Origin of the sequence: Streptomyces cyanogenus (genome assembly GCF_017526105.1) — a bacterium.
GTDB classification, from domain to species: Bacteria; Actinomycetota; Actinomycetes; order Streptomycetales; family Streptomycetaceae; genus Streptomyces; species Streptomyces cyanogenus.
The window spans coordinates 6,648,398-6,669,906 of record NZ_CP071839.1 but is presented as its reverse complement, the minus strand read 5'-3'; the positions used below and the strand labels follow the sequence as shown (position 1 = coordinate 6,669,906).

At 69.7% G+C, this 21,509-nt stretch carries 21 protein-coding genes and 1 pseudogene; 1 reads left to right on the top strand and 21 read right to left on the bottom strand.

What is annotated here, in order from left to right; genetic code table 11:
- Position 1: 1 nt before the first annotated feature.
- Entirely contained in the window at positions 2 to 577 is a 576-nt protein-coding gene (locus S1361_RS29990; RefSeq protein ID WP_208035013.1) for a dTDP-4-dehydrorhamnose 3,5-epimerase family protein, read from the bottom strand.
- A 64-nt stretch (positions 578 to 641) separates the two neighbouring features.
- Positions 642 to 2,195, bottom strand: a complete 1,554-nt coding sequence (locus S1361_RS29985; protein WP_208035012.1) for an MDR family MFS transporter — start codon at positions 2,193 to 2,195, stop codon at positions 642 to 644.
- A 189-nt stretch (positions 2,196 to 2,384) separates the two neighbouring features.
- Between S1361_RS29985 and S1361_RS29980 the strand changes: the two genes are divergently transcribed.
- The gene (locus S1361_RS29980; RefSeq protein WP_208035011.1) at positions 2,385 to 2,963 is read left to right on the top strand and encodes a TetR/AcrR family transcriptional regulator; all 579 of its coding nucleotides are present in this window, start codon (positions 2,385 to 2,387) and stop codon (positions 2,961 to 2,963) included.
- Positions 2,964 to 3,020: 57 nt separating this feature from the next.
- Here S1361_RS29980 and S1361_RS29975 read toward each other — a convergent pair whose 3' ends face one another.
- The 19 genes and pseudogenes from S1361_RS29975 to S1361_RS29885 all read right to left on the bottom strand — a co-directional run bounded on the left by S1361_RS29975 (position 3,021) and on the right by S1361_RS29885 (position 21,468).
- Complete coding sequence (locus tag S1361_RS29975; RefSeq protein WP_208035010.1) at positions 3,021 to 4,193, bottom strand: nucleotide disphospho-sugar-binding domain-containing protein; 1,173 nt, start codon at positions 4,191 to 4,193, stop codon at positions 3,021 to 3,023.
- Positions 4,194 to 4,286: 93 nt separating this feature from the next.
- A complete protein-coding gene (locus tag S1361_RS29970) occupies positions 4,287 to 4,703 on the bottom strand; it encodes a cobalamin B12-binding domain-containing protein (protein ID WP_208035009.1) in 417 nt (138 codons plus the stop codon).
- 97 nt (positions 4,704 to 4,800) lie between these two features.
- Entirely contained in the window at positions 4,801 to 5,922 is a 1,122-nt protein-coding gene (locus S1361_RS29965) for a nucleotide disphospho-sugar-binding domain-containing protein (protein WP_208035008.1), read from the bottom strand.
- Between the two features lie 43 nt (positions 5,923 to 5,965).
- Positions 5,966 to 6,286 carry a VOC family protein gene (locus S1361_RS29960; RefSeq protein ID WP_208035007.1) on the bottom strand — a complete coding sequence of 107 codons (321 nt, stop codon included), beginning with the start codon at positions 6,284 to 6,286 and terminating at the stop codon, positions 5,966 to 5,968.
- Between the two features lie 44 nt (positions 6,287 to 6,330).
- Positions 6,331 to 7,095, bottom strand: a pseudogene (locus S1361_RS29955) (SDR family oxidoreductase); the annotation flags it as partial.
- Positions 7,096 to 7,221: 126 nt separating this feature from the next.
- Complete coding sequence (locus S1361_RS29950) at positions 7,222 to 7,455, bottom strand: hypothetical protein (protein ID WP_208035005.1); 234 nt, start codon at positions 7,453 to 7,455, stop codon at positions 7,222 to 7,224.
- Between the two features lie 464 nt (positions 7,456 to 7,919).
- The gene (locus tag S1361_RS29945) at positions 7,920 to 8,885 is read right to left on the bottom strand and encodes a Gfo/Idh/MocA family protein (RefSeq protein ID WP_208035004.1); all 966 of its coding nucleotides are present in this window, start codon (positions 8,883 to 8,885) and stop codon (positions 7,920 to 7,922) included.
- Entirely contained in the window at positions 8,882 to 10,291 is a 1,410-nt protein-coding gene (locus S1361_RS29940; RefSeq protein ID WP_425087527.1) for an NDP-hexose 2,3-dehydratase family protein, read from the bottom strand. The genes S1361_RS29945 and S1361_RS29940 overlap by 4 nt, the downstream gene beginning before the upstream one ends.
- 39 nt (positions 10,292 to 10,330) lie before the next feature.
- Positions 10,331 to 11,092, bottom strand: coding sequence for an NAD-dependent epimerase/dehydratase family protein (locus S1361_RS29935; RefSeq protein WP_243769350.1), 762 nt, complete (start codon positions 11,090 to 11,092; stop codon positions 10,331 to 10,333).
- Complete coding sequence (gene rfbH, locus S1361_RS29930; protein WP_208035003.1) at positions 11,089 to 12,393, bottom strand: lipopolysaccharide biosynthesis protein RfbH; 1,305 nt, start codon at positions 12,391 to 12,393, stop codon at positions 11,089 to 11,091. Before rfbH ends, S1361_RS29935 begins: the two co-directional genes overlap by 4 nt.
- Positions 12,394 to 12,478: 85 nt before the next feature.
- Positions 12,479 to 13,459 (bottom strand): dTDP-glucose 4,6-dehydratase, encoded by a 981-nt coding sequence (gene rfbB, locus S1361_RS29925; protein WP_208035002.1) that lies wholly within the window; start codon positions 13,457 to 13,459, stop codon positions 12,479 to 12,481.
- Entirely contained in the window at positions 13,456 to 14,523 is a 1,068-nt protein-coding gene (locus S1361_RS29920) for a glucose-1-phosphate thymidylyltransferase (protein WP_208035001.1), read from the bottom strand. The genes rfbB and S1361_RS29920 overlap by 4 nt, the downstream gene beginning before the upstream one ends.
- Positions 14,524 to 14,590: 67 nt before the next feature.
- Positions 14,591 to 14,827 carry an acyl-CoA carboxylase subunit epsilon gene (locus S1361_RS29915; protein WP_208035000.1) on the bottom strand — a complete coding sequence of 79 codons (237 nt, stop codon included), beginning with the start codon at positions 14,825 to 14,827 and terminating at the stop codon, positions 14,591 to 14,593.
- A complete protein-coding gene (locus tag S1361_RS29910; protein WP_208034999.1) occupies positions 14,824 to 16,398 on the bottom strand; it encodes an acyl-CoA carboxylase subunit beta in 1,575 nt (524 codons plus the stop codon). Before S1361_RS29910 ends, S1361_RS29915 begins: the two co-directional genes overlap by 4 nt.
- A gap of 2 nt (positions 16,399 to 16,400) precedes the next feature.
- On the bottom strand, positions 16,401 to 16,982 hold the full coding sequence (locus tag S1361_RS29905; RefSeq protein WP_208034998.1) for an NADPH-dependent FMN reductase: 582 nt from the start codon (positions 16,980 to 16,982) through the stop codon (positions 16,401 to 16,403).
- A gap of 154 nt (positions 16,983 to 17,136) precedes the next feature.
- Positions 17,137 to 19,368 carry an SDR family oxidoreductase gene (locus S1361_RS29900; RefSeq protein WP_208034997.1) on the bottom strand — a complete coding sequence of 744 codons (2,232 nt, stop codon included), beginning with the start codon at positions 19,366 to 19,368 and terminating at the stop codon, positions 17,137 to 17,139.
- Positions 19,369 to 19,370: 2 nt separating this feature from the next.
- Positions 19,371 to 20,327, bottom strand: a complete 957-nt coding sequence (locus tag S1361_RS29895; RefSeq protein WP_208034996.1) for an aromatase/cyclase — start codon at positions 20,325 to 20,327, stop codon at positions 19,371 to 19,373.
- Between the two features lie 47 nt (positions 20,328 to 20,374).
- Positions 20,375 to 21,160, bottom strand: coding sequence for a 3-oxoacyl-ACP reductase FabG (gene fabG / locus S1361_RS29890; protein WP_208034995.1), 786 nt, complete (start codon positions 21,158 to 21,160; stop codon positions 20,375 to 20,377).
- A gap of 38 nt (positions 21,161 to 21,198) precedes the next feature.
- Complete coding sequence (locus tag S1361_RS29885) at positions 21,199 to 21,468, bottom strand: acyl carrier protein (protein WP_208034994.1); 270 nt, start codon at positions 21,466 to 21,468, stop codon at positions 21,199 to 21,201.
- Positions 21,469 to 21,509 lie beyond the last annotated feature (41 nt).

The following is a 21,509-nucleotide window of genomic DNA, read 5'->3' as shown; positions in this document are numbered from 1 at the left end:
GTCAGCTGCCGCCGGGCCACTCCGAGAGGAGTCCGGCCTCCAGGGTGGCGGCGAGCGAACGCGCCGTCCTGTCCTTCTCGGAGATCAGCGGCGGCTCGGTGAAGCCCCACGGCAGGGCGAGATCCGGGTCGAGGGGGTCGATGTCGATCTGGGTGCCGGGGACGTACGTGCTCGACAGGACGTAGCAGATGCAGGCGTCCTCGGTGAGCGTGAGGAAGCCGTGCCCCACGCCCTCCGGGATGTAGAGGGCGCGGCCCGATGCGGCATCGAGGAGGTTGACGTCGTACTGCCCGAAGGTCGGCGAGCCCACCCGCAGGTCGACGACGAAGTCACGGAACGCGCCGCGGACGCAGGAGACGTACTTGGCCTGCCCCGGCGGGCTGGTGACGCTGTGGATCCCCCGCAGGGTGTTGCGGCGAGACACCGAGTAGTTGATCTGCTTCACTTCGAAGGGGTGCCCCACGACGTCCTGGAGCAGGTCGGTGCGCAGCGACTCGAAGAAGGCACCGCGCTCGTCCTTGATCTGCCTCGGTGCCAGGACGTGGACACCCGGCACTTTCGCCTCGACTGCCTGCACGGTGCAGCCCCCGTTCTCGCGTCGTTGTCGTGTGGGTTGGTCCGACCTCGTGGCGTGTGGTCGCTCAGCCGGCGGCGCCGACCTGGTCGGTCGGGGCGGTCGCGAGCGGCGGAGCCGCGGGCTTGGGCCTGGCCTTGATGAACCACGAGGCGGCGAGTGCGGCCGCAGCGACCACCGAGACGGTCAGGAAGGCCCAGTGCGTGCCGTCGGCGACTGCCTTCTCGTAGACCTCGCGCACCGGCTCCGGCAGCTTCAGCAGGCTCTCCGCGCTCAGCCTGTTGATGTCACCACCCATGGCGCCGCGCTCGGCGCCCATGCCCGCGGTGACCCGCTCGTTGAAGATGATGCCGGCGAGCGAGACACCGAAGGCGCCGCCGATCGTTCGGGTGAGCGTGACCATGGAGGAGGCCACGCCCAGGTCCTTCATCTCGACGCTCTCCATCGCCACGGACAGGGTCACCTGCATCAGCAGGCCGAGGCCGACCCCGAAGACCACCATGTAGGTGCCGGTCTCAAGGCGTCCGGTCTTGGTGTCCATCAGAGAGAGCAGAAGGATGCCGGCGAGGAGGAGGACGCCGCCGGCGATCGCGTACAGCTTGAAGTTGCCCTGCTTGGACATGAGTTGGCCACCGAACGCGTTCGTGCCGACCATGCCGAGCAGAAGCGGGAGCATCAGCAGTCCCGCGCTGGAGGCCGAGGCGCCCTGCACGGTCTGCTGGTAGATCGGCAGGAAGGTCATCGCGGCGACCATCACGAAGCCGAAGAGGAAGGAGACGACGTTGGCCCAGCTGAAGTTGGCGCTGCGGAAGACGGTCAGCGGCAGCACCGGCGCGACGGCACGGCGTTCCACGGCCGGCAGGGTGAAGGCCCCGGCCACCGCGATCGCGATCAGGCCGATGATCACCGGCGACGACCAGTCATACTGCCTGCCGCCCCAGGTGGTGACCAGCACCAGCGAGGTGATCACCGCGGCAAGCAGGGCGGCACCCAGATAGTCGATGGGAGCCTGGGAGCGCCGCTTCGGCAGCTTCAGCGCGACCGCGATCGTCACGAAGGCGGCGAGGCCGAACGGCACGTTGACGTAGAAGCAGTAGCGCCAGCCCAGGTGATCGGTGAGGAAACCGCCGGCCAGCGGGCCGCCGACCATCGCCACGCCCATGACGGCCGACGACATGGCCTGGAACTTGCCGCGCTCCCGCGGAGTGACCAGCTCGCCGATGAGGGAGAGCGCGCCGACCATCAGGCCTCCGGAGCCGAGGCCCTGCAGCACCCGGCAGCCGATGAGCTGGCCCATGGACTGGGCAAGGCCCGCCACGACGGAGCCCGCGAGGAAGAGGGCGATCGACGTCAGAAAGACCCCCTTGCGGCCGTACATGTCGCCGAGCTTGCCCCAGATCGGCGTCGTGGCGGCGGTTGCGAGCATGTACGCCGAGGCCACCCATGAGAGGTGTTCGAGGCCGCCCAGCTCGCCGACGATGGTCGGCATGGCGGTGCCCAGGATGAGGCTGTCCAGCGCCGCGAGCAGCATCGCCACCACGGCCGCCGTCATCACGGCGAACAAACGGCGATTCGGCGGTGCCACGACGGCCGCCCTTCCCGCGGTCGGGTCGTGCGACATGGTCTGCTCCCTTGATCAGGTCTGGCGAGCCGACCCGGTGACACGGGCCGGAAGTGCGGCGGGGCGGCCTGGCGACCCTACTTACCAACCGCACGGTAAGTGAATACAATGGAGAAGCTAAGGCACCCACTTACCGACCGTCAAGTAGAATCGGCCCCAGGCGGTCGATGCGGCACACAGGAGAAACCCATGGGCGGCACACCGCACGTGCGCGGGGCCAACACCCGCGACAAGATCCAGTCCGTCGCCCTCGAGCTCTTCATCGAGCGCGGCTACGAGAAGACATCGATGCGCGAGATCGCCGAAGGGCTCGGCATCACCAAGGCGGCGCTCTACTACCACTTCAAGGCCAAGGAAGAGATCCTCGTGGCGATCTCCCAGGGCCTCGGCGGACCCGTCGACGAGCTGGTCGCCTGGGCACGGACGCAGCCACGGACCCTGGAGACCAAGCGGGAAGTGCTGCGCCGCTACAGCGAGGCGCTCATGGGCGCCGCTCCGCTCTTCCGCATCATGCAGGAGAGCGGGGCGGCACTCCGTACCCTCGGGATCGGCCAGACCCTCAACGACCGGATCGCCGCCATCGGTGAGCTGATGTACCAGGACGGCGCGTCCGTCCGCAGCCAGGTCCGCATCTCCGACGCCCTGGCCAGCGTGCACTTCGGCGCCTTCTTCCTGTCGGCGATCGAGGGCGACCCGGAGGAGAAGCGGAAGGCGCTGCTTGAATCCGCGCTGGAGACCCTGGACTCGTCGGCCGAGGAGGACCTGTGAGTCCATGGCCGGGGTCGGGTGGCGACTCGTGAAGTCACGCGGTCGGTCACCACGGTCTCAGCGGGCCGCGACCAGCTTCTCCAGGTCGGTCACGACCCGAGACGGGGCCGGCATCGCGGCGATTTCCGCGCGCAGTTCCCCCGCCGCCTTCTCGTAGGCCGGGTCGCCGAGCAGCGCGGCCGCTGCCTCGCGCACCGGCTCCGGCTCGTCCTGCCGCTCGACACTCTCGATGGTGATGGCCGCGCCCACCCGAGCCAGAGCGTCGCCGTGCCAGAACTGGTCCGCCAGCTGGGGCAGGACGAGCTGCGGCAGGCCGAAGGCGCTCGCGGTCATGGCCGTGCCCGAGCCGCCGTGGTGGACGACGGCGTGGCAGGAGCCGAGCAGCAGGTGTAGCGGGACGGGATCGATGACGCGTACGTTGCCGGGGACCTCACCGAGCGCCTCGCGGTACTCCTCCTCCACGGTCGCCAGCACTTCGACGTCCGGCAGCGAGCCGAGCGCGTCCAGGATGTTCCGCATGAGGGGGACACCGTTGTACGCGAGAGTGCGCCCTCCCAGAGAGACGGCGACGCGCCGGGCCGTTCCGCGCTCCCGGGCATCACGCCGGAGCCACTCGGGCAGTCGGCCGTTGCCGTTGAAGGGCACATAGCGCATCGGGGTGCCGGGAGTCACGCCGGCCAGCTGGAGGCTGGGCGGGCACGGGTCGAGCAGGACGGCCGGGCGCGGCAGGCCGGTCAGGCCCCGCTCCGCGAGGATGTCCTTGAACCAGGTCTCGCCCGCGCCGCGGACCTGGTCCGAGATGGGGTCGACACCCCAGCGCTGCTGCACCACGGGGACGCCGAGATCCTCCCCCACGATCAGCGAGATGAACTCGATCGGGTCGGAGAGAACCAGGTCGGGTCCGAAGTCGCGGGCCAGGTCCAGGTACGCGGGCAGTACCTCCAGCGTCTGGGGCATCCACAGGGAGCCGACGTTGGAGAGCTGGTCCAGGGCCGGCCTGCCCCAGGACTGCAAAGGCCGCTTGCCGCCGAGCCGCTCGACCAGTATGTCGTCCAGCTTGAGCCAGTCGCCGATGCTCACGGCGTTCAGGCCCGCTGACGCGGCCGCGCCGAGGACGTCCTCGCGGCCGAGCACCAGCACCTCGTGCCCTGCGGCGCGCAGCGCCCACGCGAGCGGGACCAGCGGGGTGAGATGAGTCGAAACGGGTGTGTTGATCATGAGGACGCGCATCGTCGTCTCCTGCCGATCCTGCCGAGATGAAGGTGAGGGAGGTGCTCTGTCTCCCGCGACGGGCACCGGTGCCCGTCGCGGGAAACGGCGGTGTCAGACGCCGGACGAATCACGGACGTGGTCGCGCACCCACTCCGCCGCGGCCCACGGCGGCGTGCCGGAGGAGAAGATCTCCGTGACGCCGCGTTCCTTGAGCACCGCTATGTCGGCCGTCGGGATGATGCCGCCGCCGATCACGGTCACCTGCCCGACGCCCTGCTCGGAGAGGAGGTCGAGGACTCCACCGAAGAGCGCCTCGTGCTCGCCCAGCAGGCTTGAGATGCAGATGATCTGGGCGCCCTCACGGACGACAGTGGCGACCAGGCCCGCCGGGCTCTGGTCGTCGCCGGCGTGGACGACCTCGATGCCTGCCTTGGTGAAGGCGTCGACGAGGACCGGCGGTGCGGCCGACCCCTTGCCTCCCGCCTCGGGCTTGGCCATCACCACGCGGATCGGACGTGACTCACTCATGCCGTGCTCTCCATTTCTCGTTCTCATCGTTCTGTGCTTCGACCGGCCGTCTGCCGTCGGCCCGCCGGATTGATCGGCCTGTTCTCGATGCGAAGCGTCAGACCAGACCCTCCAGCGCTCCCACCACTTCGGCGGGCAGCGGCAGCGCCGCGATCTCCGCGGAGAGCTCCCGCGCCCGCTCGGCATAGGAGGGGTTGCCGATCAGCTCCCCGCAGGCCTTCTCGACGGCCTCCGGGGTGTTCTCGTCGACGGTGATGGCTGCTCCGAAGTCGGAGATGCGCAGCCCCGCCTCCACGAAGTTGCCGCCCTGCGGCACGATCAGCTGCGGCACACCGGCATTCATCGCCGTCAGGGCGGTGACGCCGCCCGCGTGGTGTACGACCACGTCGCAGGTCGGCACCACCACGTCGAGCGGCACCCAGCCGGCCCGTACGCCGGGCAGTTCGGTCCTCAGCTCCTCCGCGACCTCGTCCAGCGTCGCGATGACCACTTCCGCGTCGAGCGCGGCCATGTCGGCGACCAGTCCTCGCAGGAACCCGGTCTTCTTCGCGAACACCAAACGGCTGCCCGAGGTGACGAGGATGCGCGGCCGGTTGCCCTTGGTGTACATCCACGGTTCGAGCCGCCGCTGCCCGTTGGCCGGGACCCAGCGCATCATCTGGGCGGGCGGCGCGTCCGCCGGCCGCAGGCTCGGCGGGCAGATGTCGACGAAGAGGGCCGGATCAGGCAGCCGGTCGAGCCCCAGTGCCCGTAGCTCCGGGCGAAGTTCATCGCTCGCGGCGGGGTCCGTGCGCCAGGCGTCGCCGGTGTCCCAGGCCTGTCGTACGTAGGGAACGCCGAGTTCGGCGGCGATCAGCGCGGCTGCGAAGGACATCGAGCCGCCGACCACCAGGTCGGGGCGCCAGTTCGCGGTGACCTCCCGCAGCGCGTCCATGCTGCCTGCCGCCATCCGCCCGAACCAGTGCCCGGCGAAGTCCAGCTCCTCCTCCGGGGTCTCGGGCATCCTGACCGGATTGCCCTCCCGGTCCATGGTGGCGTATCGCCGGATCGAGGACGGCGCGATGGAGAGCGCCGGAATTCCCGCCGACGCGATGTAAGGAACCATGTCCTCCACGGCGCCCATGAACACGTCGTGTCCCGCATTGCGCGCTGCGGTGGCGAGCGGTGCGAGGGCGAACACCGTCGCGGGACTCCCGCTCGCGACGAAGAGGATTTTCACGGATACTCCCTGCTGCGTCTGGATGATGAGGTGGCGCCCGGATTCAGTCGATGATCAGGACGGTGTTGCCGTCCGGGTCTTTCACGAAGAACCGATGCATGTCGGAGTGCTTCTCGATCTCCGTGGGACCGGAGTCCCTCAGGCCTTCCCTGGCGGGGCCGAGTTCGGCCCCGGTGAAGGCGATGGCCATGGTGTCGCCCCCGGTGTCACCGCCCAGGACGAGTTCGCCGCCGGAGCCGGTGTCCAGGACGATCCACCCATCGCCTTCCTTCACCGTCGCCATGTTCAGACGGTCCCGGTAGAAGGCTTTCATTTCTTCGAAGTTGTCACACTTGATCAGAACAGCGGACAGCGATCCGAACATGACGGTAGTTTTCTCTCTCTTCGGAATTCGGCTGCATCCGGCGCTCAGCCGAGCAGTGTGCCGCCGCTGGCGTCGATGAAGGCCCCGGTGATCCAGCGGGCGTCCTCGGACGCCAGGAAGGCCACCACATCGGCGATGGCCGCCGGTTCCGCGACCTCACCGAAGGTGCTGAGCTGCGACAGCGTCTCGCGGACCTCGGGGATCTGGAACAGTGCGCTGCCGTTGTCCGTGCTGCCGGGCGCCACGCTGTTGACGGTGATCCGCCGGCTCCCCAGATGGCGGGAGAAATGCAGCGCTATCTGTTCAAGGGCGCCCTTACTCATTCCGTACGTCACCTGGTCCGGGCTCGCGACCCGGGTGAGGCCGGACGAGACGTTGATGATGCGGCCGCCGTCGGGCATGACGGACAGGGCGCGCTGCACGATGAAGAAGGGCGCCTTGGCGTTGACCGCCATCATGCGGTCGAACATCTCGGGCGTGACCTCTTCGGGTGCTCCCATGGCCATGACGCCGGCGTTGTTCACCAGGATGTCCAGATCGGTCGCGCCGGTGCGCTCCTTCAGGCCGCGCTCAAGGCCTTCGAAAAGCACGTCGACATCGCCGGGGACGCCGAGTTCCGCCTTCACGGTAAAGGCGCGGCCGCCGTCCTTCTCGATGGATTCGGCGACCTCCGCAGCGGCGTCGGCCCCGGTCGCATAGTGCACGGCGACGAGGGCGCCCGCGTATCCGAGCTTTTCGGCGATGGCCCGGCCGATTCCCCGGCTCGCCCCCGTGACCAGTGCCGTTTTTCCGGTGAGATTGCCCATGCTTGTCTGTCCTGTCGGTGAGGGAAGGTGTCCGGATGGCCCCGGCAAGAAAGTGAGTTCGGTGGAGACTGGTGACCAGCTTCTTCGGCAGCGAACGACAAGGCAATGCCGTTCACCGGGAATTGACTTTCAGCGAACCGCACTCTGACATGCGAGTTCCGTGACGGGGGCCCCGGGGCGCGCACCGGAAGCCTGGACGGCGGCGTCGCGCGTCAGCAGGCACTCTTCGAGGAACGCCGGCGCGCTGCGGTGGCAGGTTCGGGGCGCCGCCCACAGCCGGCTCGTCAGGTCCGCCGTGGCCTCGTCGGCGTGCCGCCACCACTGCTCCTGCCCGGCGAAGGTGAAGTGGACGGGAGTACGCACACGTGCGCGATGCCGGGATACATGTCAGGCCACAACGGCCCCTCCGACGCCTCCTGCCCGGAAACCGGCGCCACCAGCTCCCTGCCCTGCTGGCACGCGCCGGGCTGGTGGAACCGCAGCGCCTCCAGTGGCGCCGCCGTTCGCCGTGGCCGTGCACGCCCGGCAGCCGGGGCAGCCCTACGGCGAAGCGATGGCCGTGCCGCGAGACGTCGAAGCCGACGAAGGCGTCGCCGCCCGGCTCGGCAGCCGCCACCAGGGCCGGCTCGCCGCCGTCGGAGTGGGCGACCACGACGTGGCCGGCGCCGGTCCGGGGGTTCGCGGCGAAGGCGGCCCGCCCCGGTCCGAGATCGTGGCCTGCTCCCAGGGGCAGACTCGCGGCGGACCGCCCGTAGCCGGGACCGACGGGGAGTCCACTCCCGGCGCGCCGGCCGCGCGGCCGCCCCTCCTCGGTAGCGGGGGGACCGTCAGGGTCGGCTCGGCAGCGCGCGCTCGCGCAGCTCGTGCAGCAGCTCCGCCTGGCGCACGCACACCGAATCCCGCGCCGCACCGTCGCGTACCGCCGCGGTGAACGCCCGGAGGGTGGCGGCCACCTGGTCGTCGGGGCTCAGCGAGATCTCCTCGACACCGCGGCGCTCGACCCGGATCAGGGGACGGTGGTCGGCGGGTGGTGTGAAGGCCCGCTCCACCGTGATCCGCCCCTGGCTGCCCCAGATCTCGTAGGCCGATCGGTAGCCGTGGTCGAGCCCGAACGTCAGCTGGACGCCGACGCCTTCGGGCGTGCGCAGCAGCGCCGAGCCCGCGGTGTCCACCCGCCGGCCGGGTTCCTGGGTGAGCATGGCGCCGAGCACCTGGAGGTTGTCGCCCAGAAAGTGCAGGGCGGCACGCACCGGATAGACGCCGGTGTCCCACAGTGCCCCGCCGCCGAGCTCCGGGACGTACCGGATGTCGTCGTCGGGCAGCCTGGGGATCGCGAACGCGGCGTGGAAGGCGCGCAGCTCGCCGATCACGCCGTCCCACACGAGTTTCCGTACGGCGTCGTGCTGGGAGTGATGGATGAACATGACGTTCTCCATCAGGGCGAGACCCGACTCCTGTGCCAGGGCAATCAGCCGGCGACTCTCGGCCAGGGACGTGGTGAGCGGCTTCTCGGCGAGGACGTGCTTGCCCGCCCGCAGGGCCGCCTCGGTCCACCGCGCGTGCAGGGCGGCGGGCAGCGGGACGTACACCGCGTCGATGTCGTCCCGCTCCAGGAGCTCGGCGTACCCGGTCACGGGCCGGGCGCCGAACCGCCCTGCCAGCTCGCCCGCCCTCGCGCTGTCGCGGCTGGCGACGGCGGCGATGGTGATGCCGGGCTCCGCCGCCATGGCGGGCAGCATGCGGCGGCGTGCGATGTCCGCGCAGCCGAGGACTCCGATCCGCACGGTCTTCATCCGGAGAGCACCGCCGTCGCGTTGAGGCAGGCGAGCAGGGTTCGGGCCTGGACGTTCACGTAGTGGCCGTGCCGTACGAGGGAAGTGAGCTGGGCGGGCGTGACCCACTGGAAACCGGCGGGCGGGTCCAACGGGGCCTGCTCCTCGTCGGCCTCGATCAGAAGGTATCGGCTCTCCGCGTTGAGGAAGCGGCCGCCTTCCTCCGAGTGGACGGCCTCGTACTGGATGCGGGCCGGGTCGGCGTCGAGGACCAGGTCGAGGAAGGGCGGCCGGTCCTCGCCGGTCAGGTGCCCGTAGTTGTCCGGCGTGTACTGGACGGTGGGGCCGAGCTCGACGGTGTCGAGGAAGCCGCCCTCCACGCGCGCGTGCACCAGGACGTGCGGCACGCCGCCGATCCGCCGGGTCAGGAAGGCGGTGACGCCGAGGCCAAGGGGCTCGAACAGGGGCTGGGTCCAGCCGGTGACCTCGCGGCTGCCCGCCTCCACGGAGACGGCGACGACGCGGAAGTACCGGCCCAGCTCGTGATCGATGGTCGACGTGCCGCGGACCCAGCCGGGGAGGTCGTGGAGCGGGACGCGCTCGGCGCGCACGTCGTGCCGGGAGCGCTCGGCGGTGAACCACGAGACGAGTTCGGTGTCCGAGAGCAGGGCGTCCGCCCCGTCGTCGGGGAACGGAGCGCAGGCGAGGACCGTGCGCGAGTCCATGTTCACGACATTGTCGCGGTGCAGGAGCTGGCCGATCTGGCCGAGGGTGAGCCAGCAGAAGTCGTCGTCGAGCGGCACGTCGCCGACGGCCTCGACGATCATGTTGCGGTTGCTCTTGTGGAAGAACCACGATCCGTGCTCGGACTGCAGCACATCGGCGATGACCCGGCCGCGGCCGGGCTGGGTGAAGTACTCGATGTACTTCACATCGGCGCCCTTGTGGACCTTGGTGTAGTTGCTCCGGGTGGCCTGCACGGTCGGCGAGAGCTGCAGCAGGTTGCGGTTGCCCGGCTCCATCTTGGCCTGCATGAGGAAGTGCAGCACCCCGTCGAACTCCTTGACGAGAATGCCGAGGATCCCGACCTCGGGCTGCTTGATGATGGGCTGGTACCACTCGCGGTGCGGCCCTTCGTCCCGGGTGACGTGCAGTCCCTCGACGGAGAAGAACCGGCCGCTGCGGTGCACCAGGTTGCCGGTGGCGTCGTCGAAGGACCAGCCGTCGAGCGCATCGAAGGGGATCCGGTCCACGGTGAACCGATGGGCCCTTCGGCGCCCTTCGAGCCACTGCGGGAAGTCCTCGGTGCGCAGGCTCGCGCCCGTGACGGCGGCGGCCGACGCGGCGATGCGCTCGGCGACCGAGGGGTCGTGGCGCGGCCGCAGCCGACCGGTCCCGGATCCAGTCCTGACAAGGGAGGAAAGCACGTGGGTAACTCCTCTGGTCGGCGGAGGGGTTTGGGGGAATCAGACCCCGGACGATGCGCCCTCCGACGCGAGGAACGCGTCGAGGACCTGACGGTAGTAGAAGGGGCCGAAGCCCATCGCGGCGGTCTCCGGGACGAGGGAGCGCAGTTTGTCGATGGAGATGTCGTGCTGGGCGCCGGCGTCCTGGTACGCCCTGTTCACCCGCAGGCCGAGCCGTTCCTCCAGGTGGTCGACGATGTGTCCCACGGGGACCGCCACGCCGGATGCCACGTTGACGATCTCGCCGCGCAGGCCCTGGGCGAGCAGCCGGTCGATGACCGTGACGACGTCGCGTACGTCGATCAGGTCGCGGGCCGCGTCGCGCTGCACGCGCACATCGCCTTCGCGCATCTGCCGGATCAGGGCAGGAATCAGCTGGTGCGCGGGCTGACCGGGGCCGACGAGATGACCGAGACGCAGAATCAGGTAGTCGGCGCCGCTGGCCCGCAGCTGCTGCTCCAGGGCGAACTTGTGGGCTCCATAAGGGGTGCAGGGCACGATGTGGCTGTCCTCCCGCCCCGGCCCGTCCATGGCGCCGTACATGCCGGTGGCCGCGGTGGAGAAGAAGAGCAGACGCCGTCCGGTGGCACGGCACCGGACGGCGACGTCGGCGAGCAACGCGGCCTCGCGGGCGAAGTCGGCGTCGGAGGTGCCGCTCGCCCAGGAGACGCCGGCCGCCACCGCGACGGTGTCCGGGTGACGGTCCGCGTACGGGTGCAGGTTCCTGGCGAGGAAGCCGTTGCCCACGATCTCCATGGTCATCCGCGGGCCTCCACGAATTCCTTCACCGAGGAGATCACGTAGTCGAGCATCTCGTCGGTCAGGCCCGGGTAGACGCCGACCCAGAAGGTCTGCTCGGTGATGATGTCGCTGTTGTCGAGGTTGCCGACGACCCGGTGGGGCTGGTCGATGTAGGCGGGGTGCCGGGTGAGGTTGCCGGCGAAGAGACGCCGGGTGCCGATCTTGCGGCCCTCCAGGAAGTCCACCAGCTCCGCGCGCTTGAAGGGGGCGTCCGGACTGACGGTGAGCACGAAGCCGAACCAACTCGGGTCGCTGCGCGGTGTGGCCTCGGGCAGCAGGAGGTGCGGGACGCCGTCCAGGCCGTCGCGCAGCCGCCGCCAGTTGCGCTTGCGTGCCTCGACGAAGTCGTCGAGCTTGGCGAGCTGGGTGAGGCCGAGCGCCGCCTGCAGATCGGTGGCCTTCAGGTTGTAACCGACGTGCGAGAAGATGTACTTGTGGTCGTAGCCGGCCGGCAGGGTGCCCATCTGGTACTTGAACCGCTTGAGGCACTTGTCGCTCTCACCGGGCTCGCACCAGCAGTCGCGACCCCAGTCACGCAGGGACTCGACGATCCGGGCGAGTGCCAGGTCCGCCGTCAGGACGCAGCCGCCCTCGCCCATCGTGAGGTGGTGGGCCGGGTAGAAGCTGACGGTGGTCAGCTCACCGAAGGTACCGGTGAGTTTGCCGTCGTACGTCGAACCGACCGCGTCGCAGTTGTCCTCGATGAGGAACAGGTCGTGGTCGACGGCGAGTTGGGCGATCTCGGCGACTTCGAAGGGGTTGCCGAGCGCGTGCGCGATGATGATCGCCCGGGTCTTCGGACCGATGGCCTGGGCGACGCGGTCCGCTGTCGTGTTGTAGGTGCCGAGTTCGACGTCGACGAAAACCGGAATGAGGCCGTTCTGCAGGATCGGGTTGACCGTGGTGGGGAAGCCCGCCGCCACGGTGATGACCTCGTCGCCGGGCCGCAGCCTGCGGTCCTCCAGGAGGTGTGAGGTCAGAGCCGTCGTCGCGAGCAGGTTCGCCGAGGAGCCGGAGTTGGTGAGGTGGGCCTTGCGCCGTTTCATCTTGCGGGCGAAGGACGACTCGAACTTGCGAGAGCTGCGGCCGGCCGCGATGCGCATCTCCAGGGCTGCCTCGACGAGAGCGATCCGGTCGTCCTCGTCGAGCACCGCTCCGGACGGCCAGATCTCCGTGGTGCCGGGAACGAACACGCCGTCGCCCTGGGTGTCCTGGTGGTACTTGCGGACCTCGTCGAGCACAAGTTTCCTGTGCACGCTCATGGATTCCTCCGTGGTAGCCGATGGTGGGGGGCCGTCCCGCTCCGTGCCGCACGGTCGGCGACCGGCGACACGGAGCGAGTGGCTTTCATCCCTGCTTGTTGTGCTTGGTCCCCTTCCACCAGCCGGGGTTGTCGTGGTACCAGGCGACGGTGTCGGCGAGGCCCTGCTCGAAGGTGATGCGCGGGGCGTAGCCGAGCTCTTCGCGGATCTTCGACTCGTCGAGGGAGTAGCGCAGGTCGTGCGCCTTGCGGTCGGGGACGTGACGGACCTTGGACCAGTCCTGTCCCGTCAGAGCGATGAGCCGCTCGGTGATGGCCCGGTTCGTCTGCTCGTTGCCGCCGCCGATGTTGTAGATCTCCCCGGCCCGGCCCTTGTTGAGGACGAGGTCGATCGCACGGCAGTGGTCGTCGACGTGCAGCCACTCGCGGATGTTGCCGCCGTCGCCGTAGAGCGGCACCTGCTCACCCTCCAGCAGGTTGGTGACGAACAGCGGGATGAGCTTCTCCGGGTGCTGGTACGGGCCGTAGTTGTTGGAGCACCGGGTGATGGAGAGGTCGAGGCCGTGGGTGCGCCAGTACGAGCGTGCGAGCAGGTCGGACGCGGCCTTGGAGGCGGAGTACGGGGAGTTGGGCGCCAGCGGCCACTCCTCGGTCCAGGATCCCTCGTCGATGGAGCCGTAGACCTCGTCGGTGGAGACGTGGACGACGCGCTTGACTCGGGTGGCGAGCACCGCGTCGAGCAGTCGCTGGGTGCCGGTGACGTTGGTGTGGACGAACTCCTCCGCGGACTCCAGAGAGCGGTCCACGTGCGACTCGGCGGCGAAGTGGACGACCGCGTCGTGTCCCGGCAGCAGTTCGAGCAGCAGCTCGAAGTCGCAGATGTCGCCCTGGACGAAGGTCAGGCGCGGGTGCGCCTCGGGCAGGTTGTCGCGGTTGCCGGCGTAGGTGAGCTTGTCGAGGACGGTGACGTGGGCGCCCTTCCAGTCCTCGTAGCCGTCGTTCAGGAGGGTGCGCACGTAGTGCGAACCGATGAAGCCCGCGCCACCGGTGATCAGGATCTTCTTCATGCCGCTACCTCGACTCGGGTGTGGTCACCGACGACGAGCCGGTGATGGCGGGTGCTCCGGTCGGAGGGACCGACCGACGCGGAGCGCCCGATGACGGAGCTGTGCAGGTCGCGGACGTGGGAGATGGTGGCGTCGTCCAGTGCGATCGAGTACTCGATGCTCGTGCCGGTCAGCCGGACGTCCCTGCCGATGGAGGTGTGCGGGCCGATGTGGCTGTCCTTCACCACCGATCCGGCGCCGATCACGACGGGGCCCTCGATGCGGGAGCCGATGACCTTGGCACCCGCCTCCACCACGACCGTGCCGATGAGCGTGCTGGCCGCGTCGACCTCGCCCTCGGTGGCCGGCTTCAGGTCGTCCAGGAGCTTCCGGTTGCACTCCAGGACGTCCTCGATGCGTCCGGTGTCCTTCCAGTAGCCCTTGTACTCGCTGGCCTTGACCTCGTCGCCGTTGGCGACGAGCCACTGGATGGCGTCGGTGATCTCCAGTTCGCCGCGAGCGCTCGGCTCGATGGCGGCAACGGCCTTGTGGATCGCCGGGGTGAAGAAGTAGACGCCGATGAGCGCGAGATCGCTCTTGGGCTCCTGCGGCTTCTCCACCAGGCGCTCGACCCTGCCGTCCGCGGCCAGCTCGGCGACCCCGAAGGCACGCGGGTCCGGCACCTTGTGGACCACGACCTGGGCGGCCGGGCGGCCGGCCGTGAACTCGTCGGCGATCCGCTCGACGCCTTCGGGCAGCATGTTGTCGCCGAGGTACATCACGAAGTCGTCGTCGCCGAGGAAGGGCCGGGCGAGTTCCACGCAGTGGGCGAGGCCGAGCGGCGCCTCCTGCGGGATGTAGGTGATCTCCACGCCGAGCGCGGAGCCGTCGCCGATGACCGCCTGGATCTGCTCGGCGCGGTCGCCGACGATGACGCCGATCTCCGTCACGCCGAGGTCCCTGACGTTCCGGAGGACGTGCTCCAGGACCGGCTTGTTGGCGATCGGTATGAGCTGTTTCGGCATCGAGTGGCTGAAGGGGCGCAACCGGGTTCCCGACCCGCCCGACAGGACCAGAGCCTTCATGTCGTTTCCTTTGCTGATGTGTGCTGACGAGGAGAACGGTCGAGGGTGCGCGGCCGACGTTCCGCGTTCATGAGCGCCAGCTGCGGGGAGTCGGGGGCGCCGCCGGATTCCCGGTTCGGCGCCAGGGGACGAGGGTCCGCTCCCGGTCCGCGGACTTCCGGTCCGCGGGCTTCCGGTCCGCGGGCTTCCGGTCCGCGGCGCACCGGCCGAGGAGCACCGCGGTGAGGGCGGCGAGCTCCAGGGCGTCCGGAGCGCCCTTCTCCACCCGGATGAGGGCCGCGGAGGTGGTCTCCCGGCCGCTCACTGCGGGGGGTTCCCGTGCTTGCGCGAGGGGAGATCCGCGTGCTTGGCGCGCAGCATGGCGAGCGACCGGATGAGCACTCTGCGGGTGTCCCGGGGGTCGATGACGTCGTCGATGAGTCCGCGCTCCGCCCCGTAGTAGGGGTGCATGAGCTCGGTCCTGTACTCCTTGATCCGCTGGCGGCGTACGGACTCGGGGTCGTCGGAGGCATTGATCTCGCGGCGGAAGATGACGTTGGCCGCGCCCTCCGCGCCCATCACCGCGATCTCGTTGGTGGGCCAGGCCAGGGCCAGGTCGGCGCCGATGGAACGGGAGTCCATGACGATGTAGGCGCCGCCGTACGCCTTGCGCAGCACGAGCGAGACGCGGGGCACGGTCGCGTTGCAGTAGGCGTACAGCAGCTTGGCGCCGCGCCGGATGATGCCGCTGTGCTCCTGGTCGACGCCCGGCAGGAAACCGGGTACGTCCACCAGGGTCACGAGGGGGATGTTGAACGCGTCGCAGAACTGCACGAACCGCGCGCCCTTCTCGGACGACTCGATGTCCAGGACACCGGCCATCACGGTGGGCTGGTTGGCGACGATGCCGACGACGTGCCCGTCCAGCCGGGCCAACGCACACACGAGGTTGGCACCCCAGGCGGGGTGCACCTCGAAGTGCTCTCCGCCGTCGACGATTTCCTCGATCACCGCGCGGATGTCGTACGACCGTCCCGAGTCCGCGGGGACCAGGGTGAGCAGTGCCTCGGTGAGCCGCTCGGCCGGGTCACCGGAGTCCTCCACGGGTGCGAGTTCGCGGTTGTTCGCGGGCAGCAGCGACAGCAGGAAGCGGACCTCCTGCAGGCAGCTCTCCTCGTCGTCGTACGCGAAGTGCGCGACGCCGGATGTGCCCGCGTGGACGTCGGCGCCGCCGAGGCCGTTCTGGGTGATCTCCTCGCCGGTGACCGCCTTGACGACGTCCGGGCCGGTGATGAACATCTGGGAGGTCTCGCGGACCATGAAGACGAAGTCCGTGAGGGCCGGGCTGTAGGCGGCGCCGCCGGCGCACGGGCCGAGCATCACGGAGATCTGCGGGATGACACCCGAGGCCTTGGTGTTGCGCTGGAAGATGCCGCCGTAGCCGGCGAGCGCGGTGACCCCTTCCTGGATACGGGCGCCCGCGCCGTCGTTCAGCGAGACCAGAGGGGCACCGGCCGACAGGGCCATGTCCATGATCTTGTGGATCTTGGTGGCGTGGGCCTCGCCGAGCGCGCCACCGAAGATCCGGAAGTCGTGCGCGTAGACGAAGACCGTACGGCCCTCCACCGTGCCCCAGCCGGTGATCACACCGTCGGTGTACGGCTTCTTGGCCTCCAGGCCGAAGCCCTGCGCGCGGTGCCGGCGCAGGGGCTCCACCTCGTTGAACGAGTCTTCGTCCAGGAGCAGTTCGATGCGCTCGTACGCGGTGAGCTTGCCCTTGGCGTGCTGGCGCTCGGTGGCGGACGGGTCCAGGCCTTCGCGGGCCTGTCTCTTGAGCTCCCGTAACTCGTCGAGCCTGTCCTGAATGTCTGGGACGCCCTCTTCGACGGAGGTCACGTTCAGATTCCGTACGGGGTCTTGGCACGAGCCTCGCGCAGGGCGTTGCCCCACCAGACGAGCTGGTCGAGCAGCACCTTCGCGGCCTGGGCGGGGCCCTCGTCCTTGGGGGCGCCGTCCGGACCGAACCGCTCCCACGCCATGTGGAGGCTGACCACGTCACGGACGGTCACCGCGTGCAGCTCGGCGAAGACCGGCCGCAGGTGCTCGACGGAGCGAAGGCCGCCCGACAGGCCGCCGTAGGAGACGAAGCCGACCGGCTTGGCCTGCCACTGGGTGTGGTGCCAGTCGATGAGGTTCTTCAGCGCGGCCGGGTAGCTGTGGTTGTACTCCGGCGTCACCACCACGTAGGCATCCGCTTCGGCGAGGCGCGGCGAGACCTTTTCCAGCTCGGCCGCGACCCGGGGCGAAGGGTTCTGCGACAGCACCGTGGGCAGCTCGTGGTCCGCGAGGTCGATCACGTCGACGGTGAGATCCCCGCGGCGCTTCGCCACGCCGGCGAACCAGTCGCCGACGACCTCTCCGAAGCGGGCTTCGCGGTTGCTGCCGATGATCAAGGCAAGGCGGAGGGGCTCCTGCGACATGAGTGTCCTTTCGACGAGGTGTTGCGAGGGTCATGAGAAGCGTCGGCCGCGGAGCTCCTGGGCTCCGCGGCCGACGGGGCCGACGCACCGGGGGTGTACGCCGACGTCTTAGGGGGGCGGCGGGGGCGCCGGCCTCATCGTGCGCCGGTTCCCGTCAGCCGGCCGGCCGTCCGTGCACCGGGCTGCCGTCGGCGTCGAACACGGCGCCGGTGATCCCGCCCGCGTCGTCACCTGCGAGGAAGGCCACCACCGTGCCGACGCGTTCACCGTCGTCCGTGGTGCCGGGCGCCACGCTGTTGACGGTGATGCCGCGTGGTGCCAAGGCCACGGCGTAGTGCCGGGCGAGCGTCTCGACGGCGCCCTTGGCCATCGCGTACGCGACCGCCTTCGGCTCCACCGGCTCGACCGCACCGCGCGAGATGTTGATGACGCGGCCCCCGTCGGCGAGGCTCCTCAGCGCCCGCTGGATGACGAAGTACGGCGCCTTGGCACCGGCCGCGACCAGCCGGTCGAACTCCTCCGGCGTCGCGTGCTCGGGAGCGACGCCGTCGACGTCATCGGCACTGTTGACCAGGATGTCCAGATCGGCCCTACCCGTACGGTCCGTCAGCTCCGCTTCCAGATCGGCGAAAAGGCGCTGGACGTTCCCGTACCCGCCGAGTTCCGCGCCGAGCGCGAAGGCGCATCCGCCGCCCTCCCCGATCGCCCGGACGACATCGTCGGCCGCCTGCTCATCGCCTGTGTGGTGGATGGCGACGAGGGCTCCCGCGGCCGCGAGGCGCATGGCGGCCGCACGGCCCGCTCCCCCGCCCGCGTGGGTCACCAGGGCGGTCCTGCCGGCGAGTCCGCCCCCACGGGTGGACGAACCGTGGGCCCGGAACCGGGTCCCGGCCGTTCCGGCGGGCTCCGGTTCGCCGAACCAGCGGCGCAGCACGGCGTGCAGTTCCGCTTCTCCCGCACTGCCGGTCCATACGACATGACCGTCCGGCCGTGCGAGAACGGCGTCGACGTCCGCCAACGGGGCCGAGTGGTCGACAGGTTCGGCCAGGGTCACGGTGACCCTCGGGAACCACGGGGTGGCCGCGGCGCGCAGCCGCGCCCCCCGGAGCGGATCACCGGACAGGCCGATCAGCACCGCGCGGCCCGGCCTGAGCAGGGCGGTGGTGGTGACCGTACCTTGCTCACCCGCCAGTTCCACGTGGGGGAGGCGGGCACCGAGCAGCGGATGGTGACCCGGTCCCACCTCGTAGCGGGATTCCAGGCCGGAGATCATTCCGGCCAGGCGGGTGCGCACGTCCTCCATGGCCGTGATCTCGGCGAACACCCCCCGGACGCCCTCCACTTCGCCACCCCCGAGCAGCAGCAGGGACTGTGCCCTGATGTTGCTCAGCGTGCGCCGTCCGACCGCGTGCCGTTCGGTGTGGTAGCTGTCCAGGAGCCCGTCCGGCTGCCGTCCGGTGACCTGCGCGGCCAGTTTCCAGCCGAGGTTCACCGCGTCCTGCAGGCCCAGGTTGAGTGCCTGGCCGCCGACCGGCATCTGCTGGTGGGCGGCATCGCCCGCCAGCAGAACCCTGCCGTCCCGGTACCGCTCCGCCAGTCGTGACGCGTTGCCGAAGGCGTTGACCCAGAGCGGCTCGCCGCCACTGATGTCCTCGCCGGTGACACGCTTCCAGATCTCGGCGACCTCGCTGAACTCAGGTTCCGCCGAGCGGGGTTCGGCCGTGCGGCCGAACTCGTGCACCATCACGCGTGTCACCCCGTCGGGACGGCGCGCGGCGATGGCGAGTCCGCTTTCGAGGCGCTGGAAGCGGCGCGGTGGGATGTCGATGCCGGCCACGTCCGCGCGGATGAGCTCGCGAGAGGCGTCTTCGCCGGGGAAGGCGATGCCGCTGAGGCGGCGCACCGCGCTCTGCTCGCCGTCGCAGCCGACGACGTACCGTCCCCGCATCCGCACCGGGCCGTCCGGGCCGAGGACGTCCACGGCCACGTGGCCCTGGCCGACCGTGAGACCACGCAGCTCGTGGCCGCGCAGGACGACGGCGCCGAGGCCGGTCGCCCAGCCCTGGAGCAGCTCCTCGACACGGGTCTGCGGGACCTTCCACTGGCCGGGGTAGGCCGATGGAAGGGTGAGGTCGAGTGGTATCCCGCCGAAGTGGCCCATGACGTCGTTCGGAACGGGGACCAGCTCGTCGAGCAGGCCCCTGCTGTCGAGGATCTCCATGGTGCGGGCGTGCAGGGTGGACGCCCGGGATTCCGTGGTGGGGGTGGACAGTTTTTCGACGACCACCACGTCGGCCCCGCCGAGCCGCAGCTCGCCGGCGAGCATCAGCCCGACCGGACCCGCCCCGACCACGATCACCTGGGTGTCGGTGTGCTTCGCGGCCATGGTCAGCGCTGCTGCTGCTCGGCGTAGTCCTTGGCGAGACCCAGGGTGGCCCGGCTGTTGGCGCTCAGGGCCGTCTGCACGTGTTCCCTGGCCTCGGCGATCCCGGCGTCCGGGCCGAGGTACCTGGTGATGTTCTCGGTGTTCAGCACGACGGTGTGCTGCGAGGAGGCGGTGACGCCGTCCTCGTTCTCCGTGAACGTCCAGTAGCCGGTGTGCAGGGTCATCAGGGCGGGCAGGGTGACCTGTTTGTACGCGATCTTCTGGTGCGAGAAGCACACGCGGTAGGACTTGGTGGTGTGCGTGTGCCCGTCCTTGGTACGGGTGTCCATCTCAAGGATCTGCAGGCCCGGGGAGAGCTCCTCAAGCCGCACGGACGCCACGTGCGGCAACCGCTCCTCCCACTTGTCGGCCTCGTCGATGAAGTCGTACACGTCCTTCGCGGAGCCGTTGATCCGCACGGTGTCCTCGAAGGAGAACGTCACCTCCTCGGTGGCGTGGGCGAGTTCGACATTGGTCTTCAGTGCGGCGAGCTCCGAGCGGGAGTTGCGGTCGACGGCCTCGTCGATCCACTTCAGGGAGTCGGGATCGTCGTCGATGGCCCGATAGTCGTGGAGCAGCCGGATCCTGGACTCGTCCGCGGCGAGCGGCTCGATGATCCAGGTGCCGCCCATCGCCGCGACCGGCGGCGCGGACACTTCCTGGCGGAAGGTGATGCGCAGGGCCTGCGGGTCGAGAGTGCGGCGCGAGGTCCAGTTCTTGGCCGTGCCGTTGGCGGTGGCCCAGATGCGGATGCGCTCCTCGCTCACGCCGGTCTCGCCGGGAGTGCCCCGCTCGACCTGGTCGACGTAGATGGTCGGCGGGAAGACGCGCGGCCAGTTCTCCACCTCGGCGATCAAGCGGTAGACCTCGGCGGCGGGGGCCTGCACGGTGATCGCGTGCTCGACCTCACGGACCGTCATGGTGAACTCCATTCACAGCTGCGGATGTACGGGTTGGGGGGCGGGATTCAGAAGTTGCCGAGTCCGCCGCAGACGTTGAGCGCCTGGGAGGTGATGGAGGCGGCGGTGTCCGAGGCCAGGTAGCCGACCAGGCCGGCGACCTCCTCGGGCGTGGAGTAACGGCCGAGCGGGATCTTCGCCTGGAACTTCTCCAGGATCGCGTCCTCGGTCGCGTTGTAGGCGGCCGCGTATCCCTGGCGGACGCGCTGGGCCATCGGCGTCTCGACGTAGCCGGGGCAGACCGCGTTGACGGTGATGCCGGTGGGCGCGAGCTCGTTGCCCAGCGCCTTGGTGAAGCCGACGACGCCGTGCTTGGACGCCGAGTACGGGGCGCCGAGGACCACGCCCTGCTTACCCGCCGTGGAGGCGATGTTGATGATGCGGCCACGGGACTTCCCGCGCATCCCGCCGGTGTTGAGCACCTCTCGCGTCATCCGGAAGACGCTGGTGAGGTTGGTGGCGATCACGTCGTCCCACAGCTCGTCCGCGATGTCTGCGGTCACCCCTCCACCGGACCGGCCCGCGTTGTTCACCAGCACGTCGACCGTGCCGAACCGGTCCACCGCCGACTGCACGAAGGCCCGCACCCCGTCCGCGGAGCGCACGTCGAGAGCGGTGCCGTCGACGTCGAGGCCCTCGTCCTGCAGCTGCTTGACGGTCTCCGCCACGTTCTCCGCATTGCGCGCGCCGATGAACACCCGGTGCCCCTGGGTGGCGAGCAGCCGGGCGGCTGCGAGGCCGATCCCGCTGGTGGCTCCGGTGACGAGGGCGACACGCTGGTCCTGCTGCGACATCTGTATCTCTTCTCCAGTCTTCTCCGGACGAAGGGGGGTCAGGCGGCGAGGGAGCCGGGCAGCTTCGCGTTGACGGCCGCCACCAGCTCACGCGGCGTGGGGTTGTCGATGAAGACCTCGTCGTCGAGGGTGATGCCGAACTCGCGCTCGATGCGCCCGGCAGTCTCCAGGAGGGCCAGCGACTCGTAACCGAGGCTCTCGAAGTCGGTGTCGAGGATGTCGCTGTCGAGGTCGACGCCCTCGTCGGCGCCCGCGCCCTCCACCAGGATGCGCTTGAGGTCCTCGACGGTGAACTCGGGCTGAGACATGAACGTGCCTTTCGTGGTTGTCGACAGAGATGGGTGGTTCT

Excerpts from the sequence above, each read along its gene's own strand:
- S1361_RS29985 (WP_208035012.1), bottom strand. The coding sequence starts at position 2,195 with ATGTCGCACGACCCGACCGCGGGAAGGGCGGCCGTCGTGGCACCGCCG.
- S1361_RS29980 (WP_208035011.1), top strand. The coding sequence starts at position 2,385 with ATGGGCGGCACACCGCACGTGCGCGGGGCCAACACCCGCGACAAGATC.
- S1361_RS29975 (WP_208035010.1), bottom strand. The coding sequence starts at position 4,193 with ATGCGCGTCCTCATGATCAACACACCCGTTTCGACTCATCTCACCCCG.
- S1361_RS29970 (WP_208035009.1), bottom strand. The coding sequence starts at position 4,703 with ATGAGTGAGTCACGTCCGATCCGCGTGGTGATGGCCAAGCCCGAGGCG.
- S1361_RS29960 (WP_208035007.1), bottom strand. The coding sequence starts at position 6,286 with ATGTTCGGATCGCTGTCCGCTGTTCTGATCAAGTGTGACAACTTCGAA.
- S1361_RS29945 (WP_208035004.1), bottom strand. The coding sequence starts at position 8,885 with ATGAAGACCGTGCGGATCGGAGTCCTCGGCTGCGCGGACATCGCACGC.
- S1361_RS29935 (WP_243769350.1), bottom strand. The coding sequence starts at position 11,092 with ATGACCATGGAGATCGTGGGCAACGGCTTCCTCGCCAGGAACCTGCAC.
- rfbH (WP_208035003.1), bottom strand. The coding sequence starts at position 12,393 with ATGAGCGTGCACAGGAAACTTGTGCTCGACGAGGTCCGCAAGTACCAC.
- rfbB (WP_208035002.1), bottom strand. The coding sequence starts at position 13,459 with ATGAAGAAGATCCTGATCACCGGTGGCGCGGGCTTCATCGGTTCGCAC.
- S1361_RS29920 (WP_208035001.1), bottom strand. The coding sequence starts at position 14,523 with ATGAAGGCTCTGGTCCTGTCGGGCGGGTCGGGAACCCGGTTGCGCCCC.
- S1361_RS29905 (WP_208034998.1), bottom strand. The coding sequence starts at position 16,982 with ATGTCGCAGGAGCCCCTCCGCCTTGCCTTGATCATCGGCAGCAACCGC.
- S1361_RS29900 (WP_208034997.1), bottom strand. The coding sequence starts at position 19,368 with ATGGCCGCGAAGCACACCGACACCCAGGTGATCGTGGTCGGGGCGGGT.
- S1361_RS29895 (WP_208034996.1), bottom strand. The coding sequence starts at position 20,327 with ATGACGGTCCGTGAGGTCGAGCACGCGATCACCGTGCAGGCCCCCGCC.
- fabG (WP_208034995.1), bottom strand. The coding sequence starts at position 21,160 with ATGTCGCAGCAGGACCAGCGTGTCGCCCTCGTCACCGGAGCCACCAGC.
- S1361_RS29885 (WP_208034994.1), bottom strand. The coding sequence starts at position 21,468 with ATGTCTCAGCCCGAGTTCACCGTCGAGGACCTCAAGCGCATCCTGGTG.